The 14160-nt window shown below is 60.7% G+C and carries 11 protein-coding genes, 1 tRNA gene and 2 rRNA genes (1 of these 14 running past the window's edge); 9 read left to right on the top strand and 5 right to left on the bottom strand.

Translation table 11 applies throughout. From position 1 onward, the window contains the following. From AC1P02_RS03565 to AC1P02_RS03555, 3 genes are all read left to right on the top strand, one after another. Positions 1–1673: ribosomal RNA gene (locus AC1P02_RS03565) — 23S ribosomal RNA — on the top strand; it begins 1217 nt to the left of the window's first position. 121 nt (positions 1674–1794) lie between these two features. Further along, a 5S ribosomal RNA gene (rrf, locus tag AC1P02_RS03560) occupies positions 1795–1909 on the top strand. 97 nt (positions 1910–2006) lie between these two features. Further along, positions 2007–2083 (top strand) — tRNA-Asp (locus tag AC1P02_RS03555). Between the two features lie 151 nt (positions 2084–2234). Here AC1P02_RS03555 and AC1P02_RS03550 read toward each other — a convergent pair. Further along, positions 2235–2567, bottom strand: a complete 333-nt coding sequence (locus tag AC1P02_RS03550) for a cupin domain-containing protein (RefSeq protein WP_485184124.1) — start codon at positions 2565–2567, stop codon at positions 2235–2237. Positions 2568–2795: 228 nt separating this feature from the next. On the opposite strand from AC1P02_RS03550, the gene AC1P02_RS03545 reads away from it, so the two are divergent. The 5 genes from AC1P02_RS03545 to AC1P02_RS03525 all read left to right on the top strand — a co-directional run bounded on the left by AC1P02_RS03545 (position 2796) and on the right by AC1P02_RS03525 (position 8037). Further along, the gene (locus AC1P02_RS03545) at positions 2796–4154 is read left to right on the top strand and encodes an NCS2 family permease (protein ID WP_485184122.1); all 1359 of its coding nucleotides are present in this window, start codon (positions 2796–2798) and stop codon (positions 4152–4154) included. Between the two features lie 238 nt (positions 4155–4392). After that, on the top strand, positions 4393–5463 hold the full coding sequence (gene dhaK, locus AC1P02_RS03540; protein WP_485184120.1) for a dihydroxyacetone kinase subunit DhaK: 1071 nt from the start codon (positions 4393–4395) through the stop codon (positions 5461–5463). 15 nt (positions 5464–5478) lie between these two features. Continuing rightward, complete coding sequence (dhaL, locus tag AC1P02_RS03535; RefSeq protein ID WP_485184118.1) at positions 5479–6108, top strand: dihydroxyacetone kinase subunit DhaL; 630 nt, start codon at positions 5479–5481, stop codon at positions 6106–6108. Between the two features lies 1 nt (position 6109). Continuing rightward, a complete protein-coding gene (gene dhaM / locus AC1P02_RS03530; RefSeq protein ID WP_485184116.1) occupies positions 6110–6826 on the top strand; it encodes a dihydroxyacetone kinase phosphoryl donor subunit DhaM in 717 nt (238 codons plus the stop codon). A 128-nt stretch (positions 6827–6954) separates the two neighbouring features. After that, positions 6955–8037: a glycerol dehydrogenase gene (locus tag AC1P02_RS03525; RefSeq protein WP_485184114.1), complete on the top strand. Its 1083-nt coding sequence runs from the start codon at positions 6955–6957 to the stop codon at positions 8035–8037. 93 nt (positions 8038–8130) lie between these two features. Here the strand turns inward: AC1P02_RS03525 and dhaR are convergent, their stop codons facing one another. The 3 genes from dhaR to AC1P02_RS03510 all read right to left on the bottom strand — a co-directional run bounded on the left by dhaR (position 8131) and on the right by AC1P02_RS03510 (position 12660). After that, entirely contained in the window at positions 8131–10032 is a 1902-nt protein-coding gene (gene dhaR / locus AC1P02_RS03520) for a dihydroxyacetone kinase operon transcriptional regulator DhaR (RefSeq protein WP_485184112.1), read from the bottom strand. A gap of 163 nt (positions 10033–10195) precedes the next feature. Then, positions 10196–11284 (bottom strand): AI-2E family transporter YdiK, encoded by a 1089-nt coding sequence (gene ydiK / locus AC1P02_RS03515; protein WP_059169392.1) that lies wholly within the window; start codon positions 11282–11284, stop codon positions 10196–10198. Further along, entirely contained in the window at positions 11281–12660 is a 1380-nt protein-coding gene (locus AC1P02_RS03510; protein ID WP_485185414.1) for a bifunctional NUDIX hydrolase/phosphatase PAP2 family protein, read from the bottom strand. Before AC1P02_RS03510 ends, ydiK begins: the two co-directional genes overlap by 4 nt. Positions 12661–12855: 195 nt before the next feature. On the opposite strand from AC1P02_RS03510, the gene AC1P02_RS03505 reads away from it, so the two are divergent. Beyond that, complete coding sequence (locus AC1P02_RS03505; RefSeq protein WP_005316659.1) at positions 12856–13236, top strand: hypothetical protein; 381 nt, start codon at positions 12856–12858, stop codon at positions 13234–13236. 53 nt (positions 13237–13289) lie between these two features. Here the strand turns inward: AC1P02_RS03505 and AC1P02_RS03500 are convergent, their stop codons facing one another. After that, on the bottom strand, positions 13290–14063 hold the full coding sequence (locus tag AC1P02_RS03500; RefSeq protein ID WP_087756702.1) for a substrate-binding periplasmic protein: 774 nt from the start codon (positions 14061–14063) through the stop codon (positions 13290–13292). Positions 14064–14160 lie beyond the last annotated feature (97 nt).

The following is a 14160-nucleotide window of genomic DNA, read 5'->3' as shown; positions in this document are numbered from 1 at the left end:
TGCTGGAGATATCAGAAGTGCGAATGCTGACGTAAGTAACGATAAAGGGGGTGAAAAGCCTCCTCGCCGGAAGACCAAGGGTTCCTGTCCAACGTTAATCGGGGCAGGGTGAGTCGACCCCTAAGGTGAGGCCGAAAGGCGTAATCGATGGGAAGCAGGTTAATATTCCTGCACGACTTGTAATTGCGATGGGGGGACGGAGAAGGCTAGGTGGGCCAGGCGACGGTTGTCCTGGTGAAAGTGCGTAGGTGGTGTTTCTAGGCAAATCCGGAGACACAACACTGAGACACGAGACGAAGCCACTACGGTGGTGAAGCCATTGATGCCCTGCTTCCAGGAAAAGCCTCTAAGCTTCAGATTACAAGTCATCGTACCCCAAACCGACACAGGTGGTCGGGTAGAGAATACCAAGGCGCTTGAGAGAACTCGGGTGAAGGAACTAGGCAAAATAGAACCGTAACTTCGGGAGAAGGTTCGCTCTTGACAGTGAAGTCCCTTGCGGATGGAGCAGTTGGGAGTCGCAGTGACCAGATGGCTGGGACTGTTTATCAAAAACACAGCACTCTGCAAACACGAAAGTGGACGTATAGGGTGTGACACCTGCCCGGTGCCGGAAGGTTAATTGATGGGGTTAGCGCAAGCGAAGCTCTTGATCGAAGCCCCGGTAAACGGCGGCCGTAACTATAACGGTCCTAAGGTAGCGAAATTCCTTGTCGGGTAAGTTCCGACCTGCACGAATGGTGTAACCATGGCCATGCTGTCTCCACCCGAGACTCAGTGAAATCGAATTCGCCGTGAAGATGCGGTGTACCCGCGGCTAGACGGAAAGACCCCGTGAACCTTTACTACAGCTTGGCACTGAACATTGAACCTACATGTGTAGGATAGGTGGGAGGCTTTGAAGGCGTGACGCCAGTTGCGCTGGAGCCGTCCTTGAAATACCACCCTTGTATGTTTGATGTTCTAACGCAGGGCCCTGAATCGGGCTCGCGGACAGTGCCTGGTGGGTAGTTTGACTGGGGCGGTCTCCTCCCAAAGAGTAACGGAGGAGCACGAAGGTTGGCTAATCCTGGTCGGACATCAGGAGGTTAGTGCAATGGCATAAGCCAGCTTAACTGCGAGACGGACAGGTCGAGCAGGTACGAAAGTAGGTCATAGTGATCCGGTGGTTCTGAATGGAAGGGCCATCGCTCAACGGATAAAAGGTACTCCGGGGATAACAGGCTGATACCGCCCAAGAGTTCATATCGACGGCGGTGTTTGGCACCTCGATGTCGGCTCATCACATCCTGGGGCTGAAGTCGGTCCCAAGGGTATGGCTGTTCGCCATTTAAAGTGGTACGCGAGCTGGGTTCAGAACGTCGTGAGACAGTTCGGTCCCTATCTGCCGTGGGCGTTGGATGATTGAAGGGAGTTGCTCCTAGTACGAGAGGACCGGAGTGAACGAACCTCTGGTGTTCGGGTTGTCACGCCAGTGGCACTGCCCGGTAGCTAAGTTCGGAATCGATAACCGCTGAAAGCATCTAAGCGGGAAGCGAGCCCTGAGATGAGTCATCCCTGACCCCTTGAGGGTCCTAAAGGGCCGTTGGAGACCACAACGTTGATAGGTGGGGTGTGTAAGCGCGGCGACGTGTTGAGCTAACCCATACTAATTACCCGTGAGGCTTAACCATACAACACCCAAGAAGTGTTCTAAGGCTTGTAGCAAATTGAAGAACTACTACCTAATTCAGTGATAGCGAAGCCAACAGGCAAATCGTTATTCACGTCAGCTTTCTCAGATTGAAGAATTTGCCTGGCGGCCATAGCGCCGTGGAACCACCTGATCCCATGCCGAACTCAGAAGTGAAACGCGGTAGCGCCGATGGTAGTGTGGCATTCGCCATGCGAGAGTAGGACACTGCCAGGCACCCAATTAAACAGTTGTGCAGACATTGCATGATTGGCCGAGAGGATGACACCTCTGATAAGCGGCAAAAGATTTAGCGAAAAGCTAGCCAAATAGCGGAGCGGTAGTTCAGTTGGTTAGAATACCGGCCTGTCACGCCGGGGGTCGCGGGTTCGAGTCCCGTCCGCTCCGCCACTAATTTGAAGGCCTTCCCAATCGGGAAGGCCTTTTTGCTTTTGCGATCCCTCAAGTTTATCCGCTTCAACCTTCTCAATATTTCCTTGGCTGTATCAATTCAATCCCATTCAAGGTCTAAGGCCTGCCTTTTTCGTCCCCTTCATACACCTCAGTAAAACACGCAGAGCCAGACTGTGGTCATGTCGGGGTGAGTCCATTCCACCCTGTGTTTCTGGCGGGCGGGAATATTGATGTGATCGCCCGGGCCCAGTTGTACCGATTGTTGTGCCTGGGTCTGGGGATCGACGAACAGCAGGTTGGCTTCTCCTTGCACGATCAGGATCCACTCATGTTCATCTTGATCGTACCACTCTCCCGGTGCTGTCTGATGTCCGTGAGAAAGAATGCGCTCTATCCGCAGGTGGTTGGTACTGACCAGATCCTGAAAGAGTTCGGTAGGCAGTGGCGAGGGGATATCGTTCAGCAGATTGCGTGTGTGCATGGGTTATCTCCCGTCTGGCTGTGCGAATGGCTTCTCTGCAGTATAGAAGTGTGTCCCCTGGATGAAGGTGATAGCAGTAACAAGCTGGTATGCAAACTTGTGTCCGAACGAGAACGCTTTCCGCCATTTTGATGAAAAAGTCAGGGAATTCGCTGCAATTTCGACAAATTCTTGCTATTTTGCGCGCCACAAACGCAAACGATTTCCTTCACACTTTCAGGACATGTCATGGCAAAGCAAGATATGGCCGCCCAATCAGGGAACGGCGGCTTTTTGGACTCTTATTTTTCCATTTCCGCGCGCGGTAGCAGTGTGCGCCAGGAGCTGTTGGCAGGGCTGACTACCTTCCTTGCCATGGTCTACAGCATCATAGTGGTACCGAACATGCTGGGTGCTGCCGGTTTTGAGCAGGGCCCCGTCTTCGTGGCAACCTGTTTGATCGCCGCCTTCGGCTCTCTGCTGATGGGGCTGTGGGCCAAGCTGCCGATGGCCATAGGTTGCGCCATATCCCTCACCGCCTTTACCGCCTTCAGTCTGGTACTGGGTCAGGGACTGAGCATTCCGGTTGCCCTCGGCGCCATCTTCCTGATGGGGGTACTGTTTACCCTGATCAGTATCACAGGCGTGCGCCAGTGGATCCTGGATAACCTGCCCTCCGGTATCGCCCACGGCACCGGCATAGGTATCGGTCTGTTCTTGCTGCTGATCGCTACCAACGGCGTCGGCATGGTGATCAAGAACGAAGGGGCCGGTCTGCCGGTTCAGCTGGGTGAGGTGACCTCCTTCCCGGTCGTTATGACGGTACTGGGTCTGGCCGCCATCTTCGGTCTGGAGCGTCGCAAGGTGCCGGGCGGCATCCTGATGGTGATCATCGCCATCTCCATCCTCGGCCTTATCTTCGACCCGAAAGTGACCTGGCAGGGCTTCTTCGCCATGCCGAGCCTGACCGGCGAGAAAGGCTCTCTGGTTGGCAGCATGGATCTGCTGGGCGCCCTCAATCCTGTGGTCATTCCGACCGTACTGGCGCTGGTGATGACCGCCGTGTTTGACGCGACCGGCACCATCCGTGCCGTGGCCGGTCAGGCGGGCCTTATCAACGAGCGTGGGCACATCATCAGCGGCGGCAAGGCCCTGACTGCCGACTCCGTCAGCAGCATGGTGGCTGGCGTGGTGGGTGGTGCTCCGGCCGCCGTCTATATCGAATCTGCCGCAGGCACCGCAGCCGGTGGCAAGACGGGTCTGACCGCAGCCTTGGTCGGCCTGCTTTTCCTGCTGATGATCTTCCTCTCCCCGCTGAGCTATCTGGTGCCAGCCTACGCCACCGCACCGGCCCTGATGTATGTCGGTCTGTTGATGCTGGGCAACGTCACCAAGCTGGATTTCAACGACTCGGTCGATGCCCTCGCCGGCATGCTGTGCGCCGTCTTCATCGTGCTCACCTGCAACATAGTTACCGGCATCATGCTGGGCTTCGTGGCGCTGGTCGTGGGTCGCCTGTTTGCCGCCGAGTGGAAGAAACTCACCGTCGGTACCGTCATCATTGCCGCGGCACTGGTGATCTTCTATGCCGGTGGCTGGGCCATCTAACCCGTCCACTTATTCCGGTTGTAGCGAAGGGCCCTGCGGGGCCCTTTTTCATGGCTGTGAGGCCGCTAACAGTTTCTCGCCCGTTTGCCTCTCGCTGTTTCAGATTGAAACGCCAATGACCTTTCTCCTGTTTCAAATCCGAACCGAACCGGCCGTCATTTTTATCCCGATTTATCCCGTTAGACTGGCTTCATCAACCATTTGCCCACCCGAGCGGTGGCAAGCCAAGGAGTGAGCCATGAAGAAACTGATCAATGCCGTCGATGCCGTGGTCCGTGAACAACTGATGGGAATGGCCGCCGCCCACCCCGAGCTCAAGGTACGTATCGAACCCCACTACATCACCCGCGCCGACTCTCCCGTGATGGGCAAGGTAGCGCTGGTCTCCGGCGGTGGCAGCGGCCACGAGCCGATGCACGGCGGTCTGGTGGGCAAGGGGATGCTGGATGGTGCCTGCCCCGGCGAAATCTTCACGTCGCCGACCCCGGATCAGATGTACGAGTGCGGTCATGCCGTTGATGGCGGCGCAGGCGTGCTGTTTCTGGTGAAGAACTACACCGGCGACGTGCTCAACTTCGAGACCGCGGTCGAGCTGCTGCACGGCGACGGGGTCAAGGTCGGCTTCTCGCTGATCGATGACGATGTTGCTGTGAAAGACAGCCTCTACACTGCGGGTCGCCGCGGCGTCGCCACCACAGTGCTGTGCGAGAAGCTGGTTGGCGCCGCAGCCGAAGCCGGCTATGACCTGACCCGTTGCGAGGCACTGGCCCGTCGCATCAACAATCAGAGCCGCACCATAGGCGTCGCCATGCACGCCTGTACCGTGCCTGCCGCCGGCAAGCCCTCCTTCACCCTGGCGGACAACGAGATGGAGTTCGGCGTAGGCATCCACGGCGAACCCGGCATAGCGCGCCGCCCCTTCACCGATCTCGATACCCTGGTAGGTGACATGTTCAGCGAGCTGGCGGACAACACCCCCTATGGCCGCACCCTGCGCCATTGGGACAGAGCCTCCGGCAGCTGGCAGGAAGAGCACACCTTCATCGAGCCGCTCAACCGGGGCGATCGTGTCATAGCCCTAGTCAACAGCCTGGGCAGCACCCCGATTTCAGAGCTGTATGGCGTCTATGGTCGCCTCGCGGCCCTGTGCGAAGAGGCGGGCATCCATCTGGTACGCAACCTGATAGGCCCCTACTGCACCGCCCTCGACATGACCGGCATCTCCATCACCTTGCTCAAGGTGGACGACGAGCTGATGACCCTGTGGGATGCCCCCGTTCACACCCCCGCCTTGCGTCGCGGTTGCTAAGGAGTCCTCATTCTCATGCTAAGCAAACATCAAATCGTCAACTGGCTGCTGGATTGCGAACACATCTTCACCGAGCAGCGTGACTACCTCACGGCACTGGATACCGACATCGGCGATGGCGACCACGGTCTCAACATGCAGCGCGGCTTTACCAAGGTGGCGGAGAAGCTGCCCGCGGTGGCGGACAAGGATATAGGCCAGGTGCTCAAAACCACCGGCATGACCCTGCTCTCCTCGGTCGGTGGCGCCAGCGGCCCGCTCTACGGCACCTTCTTCATTCGGGCGGCGGCCAGTACGGACGCCTGCCAGAGCCTGACCCTGAGCCAGCTTGGCAAGATGCTGGCCGATGGCGTCGAGGGAATCGTCTCTCGCGGCCGCGCCGAGCCGGGCGACAAGACAATGTGCGACGCCTGGTGGCCTGCGCTGGCCGCCCTGCAACAGGCGCAGCAGCAGGAGCTGTCGCTCAATGATGCGCTGGACAAGGCGGTGGCTGCCGCGGCGGCCGGCACCGAGGCCACCATACAGATGCAGGCCCGCAAGGGGCGCGCCAGCTATCTGGGCGAGCGCAGCATAGGCCATCAGGATGCCGGAGCCACCTCGACCCTGCTGCTGCTGACCGCCCTGCGTGACAGAGCGAGGTTGTGACATGATAGGTATCGTAGTTGTCTCTCACAGCGCCATGCTGGCGGCCGGCTTGAAAGCGCTGGCCGACCAGCTGGGCAGCCCGGCCAGACTGCTGCTGGCGGCCGGGGTCGATGATCCCGAGCACCCCATAGGCACAGATGCCATCGCCGTGATGAGTGCGATCGAAGAAGCAGACGACGGCAGCGGCGTGCTGGTGCTGATGGATCTCGGCAGCGCCCTCTTGAGCGCCGAGACCGCCCTCGAGCTGTTGCCCCCTGATTTGGGCGCCCGGGTGCGGCTCTGTCCCGCTCCGCTGGTCGAGGGCACCCTGGCCGCCGTGGTGGCGGCAGGTTCAGGTATGAGCCTCGACGACGTGGCCGCAGAGGCGCTCGGCGCCCTGGGGCCCAAGCAGGCAATGCTGCCTGGCAGCACTGCGCAGGTCGCCACTGAGACTGCACCGGCAGCCGACGAGGGCTGGCTGCGCTGCGAGGTGGTGGTCGACAACCCCCACGGCCTGCATGTGCGCCCCGCCGCCCGTCTGGTGGCGGCACTCAAGCCTTTTGCCGCCGAACTCAAGCTGCAAAAGGGGGATAAAGAGGCCAATCCCCGCAGCCTGACCCGGCTCACCATGCTCAACGTGCGCCAGGGAGACAGGCTCACCCTGCTGGCACAGGGAGAAGATGCCGAGGCCGCCCTGACCAGCTTCAAGCAGTTGGCCCTTGAGCGTTTCGGCGACTGATCGCCAACCCGTTTCAAGGCGCAGCACCGGCTCTGTGTGCCAGTGCTGCGCCACTCAAGACGAAGGACTCCCCGGCATAGCCGCCCCTTCGCCCCGATTCTTAAGAGATAAAGAGAGAGGGATAGAATATGGACCGCATCATCATCAGCCCCAGCAAATACGTGCAAGGCAACGGGGCCCTCGCCAACATAGGCAACTACGTCAAGGCGCTCGGCGCCAAACCGCTCATCCTGGCCGATGCCTTCGTCACCAAGCTGGTTGGTGACACGGTTGCCACCAGCTTCCACGGCGTGGGCATCAAGCCCGAGTTCGACTGCTTCAACGGCGAGTGTTCACGCCCCGAGATCGACCGCCTGCTGGCCCGCTGCAACCAGACGCCGTTCGACGTCATCATCGGCATAGGTGGCGGCAAGACGCTCGATACCGCCAAGTCGGTCGCCTTCTACCAGAAGGTGCCTGTGGTCATAGTGCCGACCATAGCCTCCACCGATGCGCCAACCAGTGCGCTGGCGGTCATCTATACCCCGGAAGGACAGTTCAGCGAATACCTGATGATTCCGACCAACCCCAACATGGTCATCATGGATACCGGCGTCGTCTCCCGCGCCCCGGTGCGGCTCTTGGTCTCCGGCATGGGGGATGCGCTCTCCACCTATTTCGAGGCGCGTGCCAACAAGGTTTCCGGCTGCAAGACCATGGCCGGTGGTGCCTCTACCCTGGCGGCTCAGGCCATCGCCGAGCTCTGTTACAAGACACTGCTGGCCGATGGCTACAAGGCCAAGCTGGCGGCGGAGCAGGGGCTCTGCACCAAGGCGGTGGAGAACATCATAGAGGCCAACACCTATCTGAGTGGTATCGGCTTCGAGAGCAGCGGTCTGGCCGCCGCCCACGCCATCCACAACGGTCTGACCCAGCTGGCCGAGTGTCACCACCTCTATCACGGTGAGAAGGTGGCGTTCGGTACCCTGGTGCAGCTGGTGCTGGAGAATGCGCCCATGGCGGAGATCGAAACCGTGCTGGCCTTCTGCCGCTCGATCGGCCTGCCGACCAACCTGCATATGATGGGGGTCAAGGAGCTGGATATGGCGCGCCTGATGGAGGTGGCCAAAGCCTCTACCGCCGAGGGCGAGACTATCCACAACATGCCGTTCAAGGTCACTGCCGAGGATGTGCTGGCCGCCATCGTCACCGCCCACCAGCTGGGGCTGTAACCGCGCCACGGCTGACCTTGCCATATAACACGGCCCCGCAACTGCGGGGCCGTTTCATTTTCTACGGCCGGTTCGCAATGGCCTGAATAACCGTCAACCGTGATAGTCGGCGGGATCGATCTCGAGCAGTTTAAGCCGCCGCCACAGGGTGGTGCGACTGATGCCAAGATGCTGTGCCATCTGGCTTACCTGCCCCTTGCAGGCGTGGGCGCAGCGCAGGATGGCTTGGCGCTCCAGCTCCGCCAACGTGAGCAGCGGTTGCCCCACAACCTCATCCGCCACCCGCTGATAGCCGTGGCGGATGGCGACAGGCAGCGCCTCGGGCGGGATCGGCCCCTGACCGGCGTGGAGCAGCGCATGCTCGACGGCGCTGCGCAGCTCCCCCAGATTGCCGGGCCAGGGATAGGCCAGCAGACAATCGAGGGCCGCCGGACTGAACTGGCGCACCGGCTCGCGCCCCTGCGCCCCTAGCTGCTGATTGATGAGGCCGGGCAGATCCGCGCTGCGCTCGCGCAGGCTCGGCAGCCACAGCTCGCACGCTTGCAGGGCATAGAGCAGCTGGCGGCCAAACAGCCCCTCCTGCACCAGCTGCTCCAGCGGGGCGCTGCTGGTCGCTATGATCCGCACCTTGAGCGGCAGGATGCGGGCCGAGTCGAAGCGCTGGATGCGGCCGGTCTTGAGCAGTTGCAACAGCGCCGCCTGCATGGGGGCAGAGAGACACTCCACCAGCTCCAGCACTAGCGTGCCGCCGTGGGCCAGCTCGAACTTGCCCGCCCGCTCCTGCCCCGCCTCGTCGGAGCCCATCAGCTCCAGCGCCATCCGCTCGCTCGGCAGCGCCTGACAGTTGAGGGTAATGAGCGGCCCGGCGGCCCGCTCGCTGCCAAAGTGGATCGCCTCCGCCAGCTGGGCCTTGCCCACCTCCTCCTCGCCGCGCAGCAGGATCGGGCCCTGACTCTGGGCCGCCTGCCGGGCGTAGCGCAGCAGCTTGCGCATGGCGCTCGATTCCCCTACCAGCGCCGACAGCTCGGGCACCGTCTGGCGTAGCTGGTGAATGGCACGCAGCCGATCGACCGGGTGAAGCAGAGCGATAAAGCTGACCCCCTCCGGTCCCGGCAACGGCTTTAGGCTTATCAGGGCGTTGATGAACTCCCCCTCCTGAGCGCCGAGCCGCTCCAGCGTCACCTCCACATGACTCAGTGGCGTCTGCCCCTTGATGGCCAGCTGCAAACGCTGGGGCAACAGCAAATGCTGCTCCAGCGGCTGGCCGAGACAGCGCGCCGGATCGAGCCGTAGCCGGTGTGCCGCCAGCGCGTTGAGGTAGCGCAGTCGGCCCTGGGGGTCCCAGGCCAGCACGCCGTCATCCATGCCATCGAGCAGGGCGTAGAGCTCGCTCAGGTGGTGCTGGGACTCCTGCATCAGGGTCTCCATTTGCAGCAGATGGGCCAGCTCGCGACCGGCGCTGACGGTGAGCGCCAGATCCCCGGCGCTCGCTTCCTCCACCTTGCAGATCAGGGCGATGATGGCGACCTGACGGCCATTGCTGTTGTAGACCGGGCTGGCGCAGCTGTGCCAGGGGTGAAGGGTCTGGTTGAAGTGCTGGGGGCCGCTGACGCAGAGCGGTACCCCCTCCAGCGCCGCCAGATTGATGGCATTGGTGCCGATACGCCCCTCGCTGAAGAATGCGCCGGGGCCAAACCCCAGCGCCGCCAGTTCCGCCAGCGTATCGGGATGGCCTGTCTGGGCAAGCAGACAGCCGCTTTCGTCGGTGAGCAGCAGGGCGCAGGGGCGCCCCTCCATAAATTCGTAGAGATCTTCGAGGGCCATCTCGCCGGTGGTGAGCAAGTCCCGTTTGCGCTGGCGCAGACTCTGCAAGGTCTGCCCCTTGGCGCTGTGGGGCGGATGCCAGAGGGTGGCGCTGGTCTGGTGGGCGCAGCGCAGCCAGGATGCCTGCAGATAGTCAGGCCAGGGCAGCAGCGGCTGAAGGTCAGATGGCATGGTCACAGCAATATCCGGCAAGATGTGAGCCGACCATTTAACCACGCCAGCGAGCCCGATTCAGTGACCTGCCTCAGAGGCTGGGTAATGCCATTCAGGTCATTGGAAACAGAAGAGCCGCCCGATGGGCGGCTCTTTGTATCAGCTAATTATTGCCAAACCTTCACTCCGCCTTTGGCGGGGCAAGCAGCGGCTCTGCTGCGGCTTGTTCATCTTCTCTCACCCAGGCATCCAGCAGGGTGTAACCCACCGCCAGCACGACCGGGCCGATGAAGAGGCCGATAATTCCCATGGTCAGCAAGCCACCGATAACCCCCACCAGTATCAGGATGAGCGGCAAATCCGCCCCTCGTTTGATGAGGAAGGGGCGCAGTATGTTGTCCATGGTGCCCGCAAACAGTGACCATACCAGCAGGAAGGTGCCCCAGGTGGTGTCACCGCTCCAGTAGAGATAACCGATACAGGCCAGCAATACCGGGAAGGGGCCGATCTGGGCCACGATCAGCAGGAACATCACCACCACCAGCACCATGGTGTAGGGGATGCCTGCAATCAGCAGGCCGATACCGGCCACGGATGATTGCACCAGAGCGGTCACCACGACGCCCATGGCCACAGCGCGGATCGCCTGGGAGGCGAGCACTGTGGCATTGTCACCGCGCTCGCCAGCAAGGCGGTGGGCGAAGCGGCGAATGCCGGTTGCCACCATCTCACCCGAGTGATAGAGCACGCCGCAGATCCCGACTGTCAGCAGGAAGTGCACGAACAGCAAGCCCAGATTGCCTGCCTGGGAGGCGAGCCAGCGGGCTGTCTGACCGAAGTAGGGGGCCAGCTTGGTAAACAGTACCTGACCGCCGCTCGCCAGGATCTGCTGCCAGAACTCATACAGCTTGGTGCCCACCAGAGGGACCTGTTGCAGCCAGAGCAGCTCGGGGGGCGGTGAATGGCTGATGGTGGTGCCCAGCTCGATCAGCATGGGAGCTTGCTCCGCCACATTGGCCAGTGCCATGAACAGCGGAATAACAAACATCAGCAGCAGTACCAGCGTCATGAAGAGGGCTGCCAGCATGCGCTTGCCCCACAGCAGGCGTTGTACCATCCGCATCAGTGGCCAGGTGGCTATGGTGATCATGGTGGCCCACACCAGCGCAGGCAGGAAGGGGCGCAGCACCATGAAGCACGAGATGATGAGAATGCTGAGAAACAGCACCCCCAGCGTGGTCTTGGCTAAATCCACTTTTTTCATATTCATAACAATCCCTTGTCGGAGCCGGAGCCCCTGGGTAACGGGTCAGAGTTCATGAGTGAGAGTATCCACCAGAGGCCGGCGCTCAACCAGAGCCCCAGGCAACAATAGAGTAGCCACTGGCACAGAAGAGTGAGTCCTGAGCTGGTCAGCCAGAGTGGCAGCGACCACAGCAGCGCCCCGATGGGCAGGCCACCGAGCAGGGTAACCGTCAGCATTCGCAAGTATTGTGTCGGTGCGCGCGCCAAGGGTAGCAGCATGCCGAGCATCAGACCCAGGCTGAACATGGCAAGACCAGCCAGGGTAGAGGATTGGATCCACCAGGCGGCCAGTGCGCAGGCAAAGGTCAGACAGCTCCAGCTCGGTAGCTTTGCTGAAATACCGGATAATCCGGCGTGAATTGCCAGCATCAGCGCGCCCAGCAGCAGTCCTGCCGCCACGTCCGAGAAGAAATGAACGCCGAGCCAGACCCGGGCCAACCCTGTCGTGGCAGCCAGCAAGAGTGCCAACGCTGCGCTGCGCCAGGGATTGGCGGGCCAGCACAGCCTGAGCAGCACGCCCCAGAACAGCAGCGCCGAGGCAGCATGGCCGCTTGGCATGCCAAAGCCCTGTGCACTCTGTTGTGCCAGTGCAGGATCGAGGTGGAAGGGCCTGGGCCAGCCGATACCCTCCTTGACCACGAGCACCATCAGGGCAAGGGTCAGCATGGCCAGCAACAGCTGACGCAGGCGAGGCCAGCCCAGCAGCGGCAGCAGCAAAGGTAACAGGGCAAGCTGAAACGCGGCTGAACCAAACAGATTGCTGGCATCAAGCCAGAGCACGTCAGTACCGAGCCAGCTCTGCAACTGCCGGATCAGCGGGAGCTCTGCCCGGTGCAACTCGTTGCCGTCGGTACTGAAGTCGTGCTGCCACAACACAGGGCTGTCGGGAATGTCGGCCAATCTGGGCGCCAACCAGTCGAGCTGCGCCGGGAAGCGGCGTTGTGCATGTGGCAACTGTGACGGATCGATCAGCCTGGCATTGAGTATTTCCCCGCCGAGGTTGGGGGCCTGCAACAGTGAGACGAAACCCGAGCCTGCTTGTACCCTGATGGGTTGCAGGGCCTGGCAGGCGAACAGGACAGCTCCCTGCCATTGTCCCAATTCACCACTGATCCGGCTTCGCAACCCGGTCTCTTCAAACAGCTCGCGCTGCGCGGCTTGTTGCGGGGTCTCGCCTGCATCTATGTAGCCCCCGGCCAGGCTGTAGCGGGAGGAGACTCTGTCCTGCACCAGCAGCAGTTGTTGCTGATGCTTGACCACGCAGACGGCGGCGGTGGGATCGGCTGAGGCTGGTTGCACCAGCAGCAGGGCACAAAGCAGTAAAAAACAGTAGCGAAACATGGCGCCTGAACTGTGGGTGTGGATGAGCACAAGGGTCACAGAAATCAGATAGTTGGGCAATGATTTCCTGTCTGGATGCCAGCTAATGGCGGGATTGGCACCCGGCAGCAAGGCGAGGAAGGATTGCCGTGGGGTGAGGCAGTCCCTAGTATTGGCAGCTATGTTATTTTCATGCAGCAAACCTTGGGACCTTCCATGAAACAGTTTGGTTTTTTTCTGGGCATTGCCATCGGTGTCATCCTGATACTGTTTGGCAGCATCGTCATCTTTCAGGCCTTGCCTGCCGCACTGGATGTGCTGGAGATGCCGAGCCGAATCCCGTTCGTGCGTGAGGTCTACACCTGGCTGATGACCAGTGCCAGCGGCCTGACCGGCCAGCTCGAACAGAACTTCCTGGAAGCGTTCCAGACAGTGCTCAAGCTGATCCTGCTCATCACCTTCATGTGGGTCTGCGTCAAGCTGGTCAACATGGGGGTGCTGATCATCCGCGCCGGGGTGGATCTCATCCGCACTGCCATCGAGCACAGCGAAAGCACCCAGGCCAAGAAGTCCGAACACGACAGCCACTTCCAGTAACAGCGCGCTGCAATGAAACAGGCCACCTTCGGGTGGCCTGTTTGCATTTGTCTTCATTCAATCAGGGGCAGGTGATCCGCTGGCGGGGATTGCACCACATCCTGATAGCGGGCGATCAGCCGCTTGAATGCCTCCCCCTGTCTGACCTTGTCCAGCGCCTGTTGCAGGCGAGCGACCTGCTGCTTGTCGGCCGCCGGATTGAACGCGAAGCAGTTGTCCTGCTCTGCCAGGGTCGCGACGGTGACGAAGGTGTCAGGTGGAAAACCCAGCTGTTTGGCTTGATGAAACAGCATCACCTCGTTGCCCGCCACCAGATCGGTGCGGGCCATGATGAGCTGGCGTACCACCTGATCCATCCGCTCCACCGACATCAGGTTGGCGGGGCTGATGCCCCGATTGAGCAGCAGTTGTTCCCCTACATCGGCCTGCATGACACCAATCTGCAATTTGGCCAGGTCGGCCTTGTTGCTGACGTTGGGGGCATCCCGTTTGCGGCCCACCAAGGAGACCCGGGAGTGGCTGATGGGACAGACCCAGAGGAAGTGAGGATCCCGCGCCAGCGTATGTGCCGTGGTGAACAACACTGCATCCGGTTGCTGGGTCAGCAGGTACCAGGCCTTGGCCCAGGGCATGAAGTGAATGGGTTGCTCCGGTTCCCCCATCTCCTGCCACATCAGCCTCAGCAGTTCGACCGCCAACCCTGTGCTGTTGCCCTGTTCATCCTGACCGTTGAACGGCATGTTCTGCTCGGAATAGTAGGTGAATGCGGAGGCGGGCAGTGCTGCTCCGAGACAGCAGCAAATGATCAGGCTGAGCAGACGTGACATGACGGCACTCCTTGCGAAAAATTATCTTTTCCAGTTTAGGGGGCTATGTCGAGAAGTTCATGGTTTCTGCTGCAAGGGGGTGATTCGCAGCATAATT

The organism is Aeromonas sp. TS_SC_11 (assembly GCF_057318915.1).
This window is presented reverse-complemented; position numbering and strand designations above follow the sequence as displayed.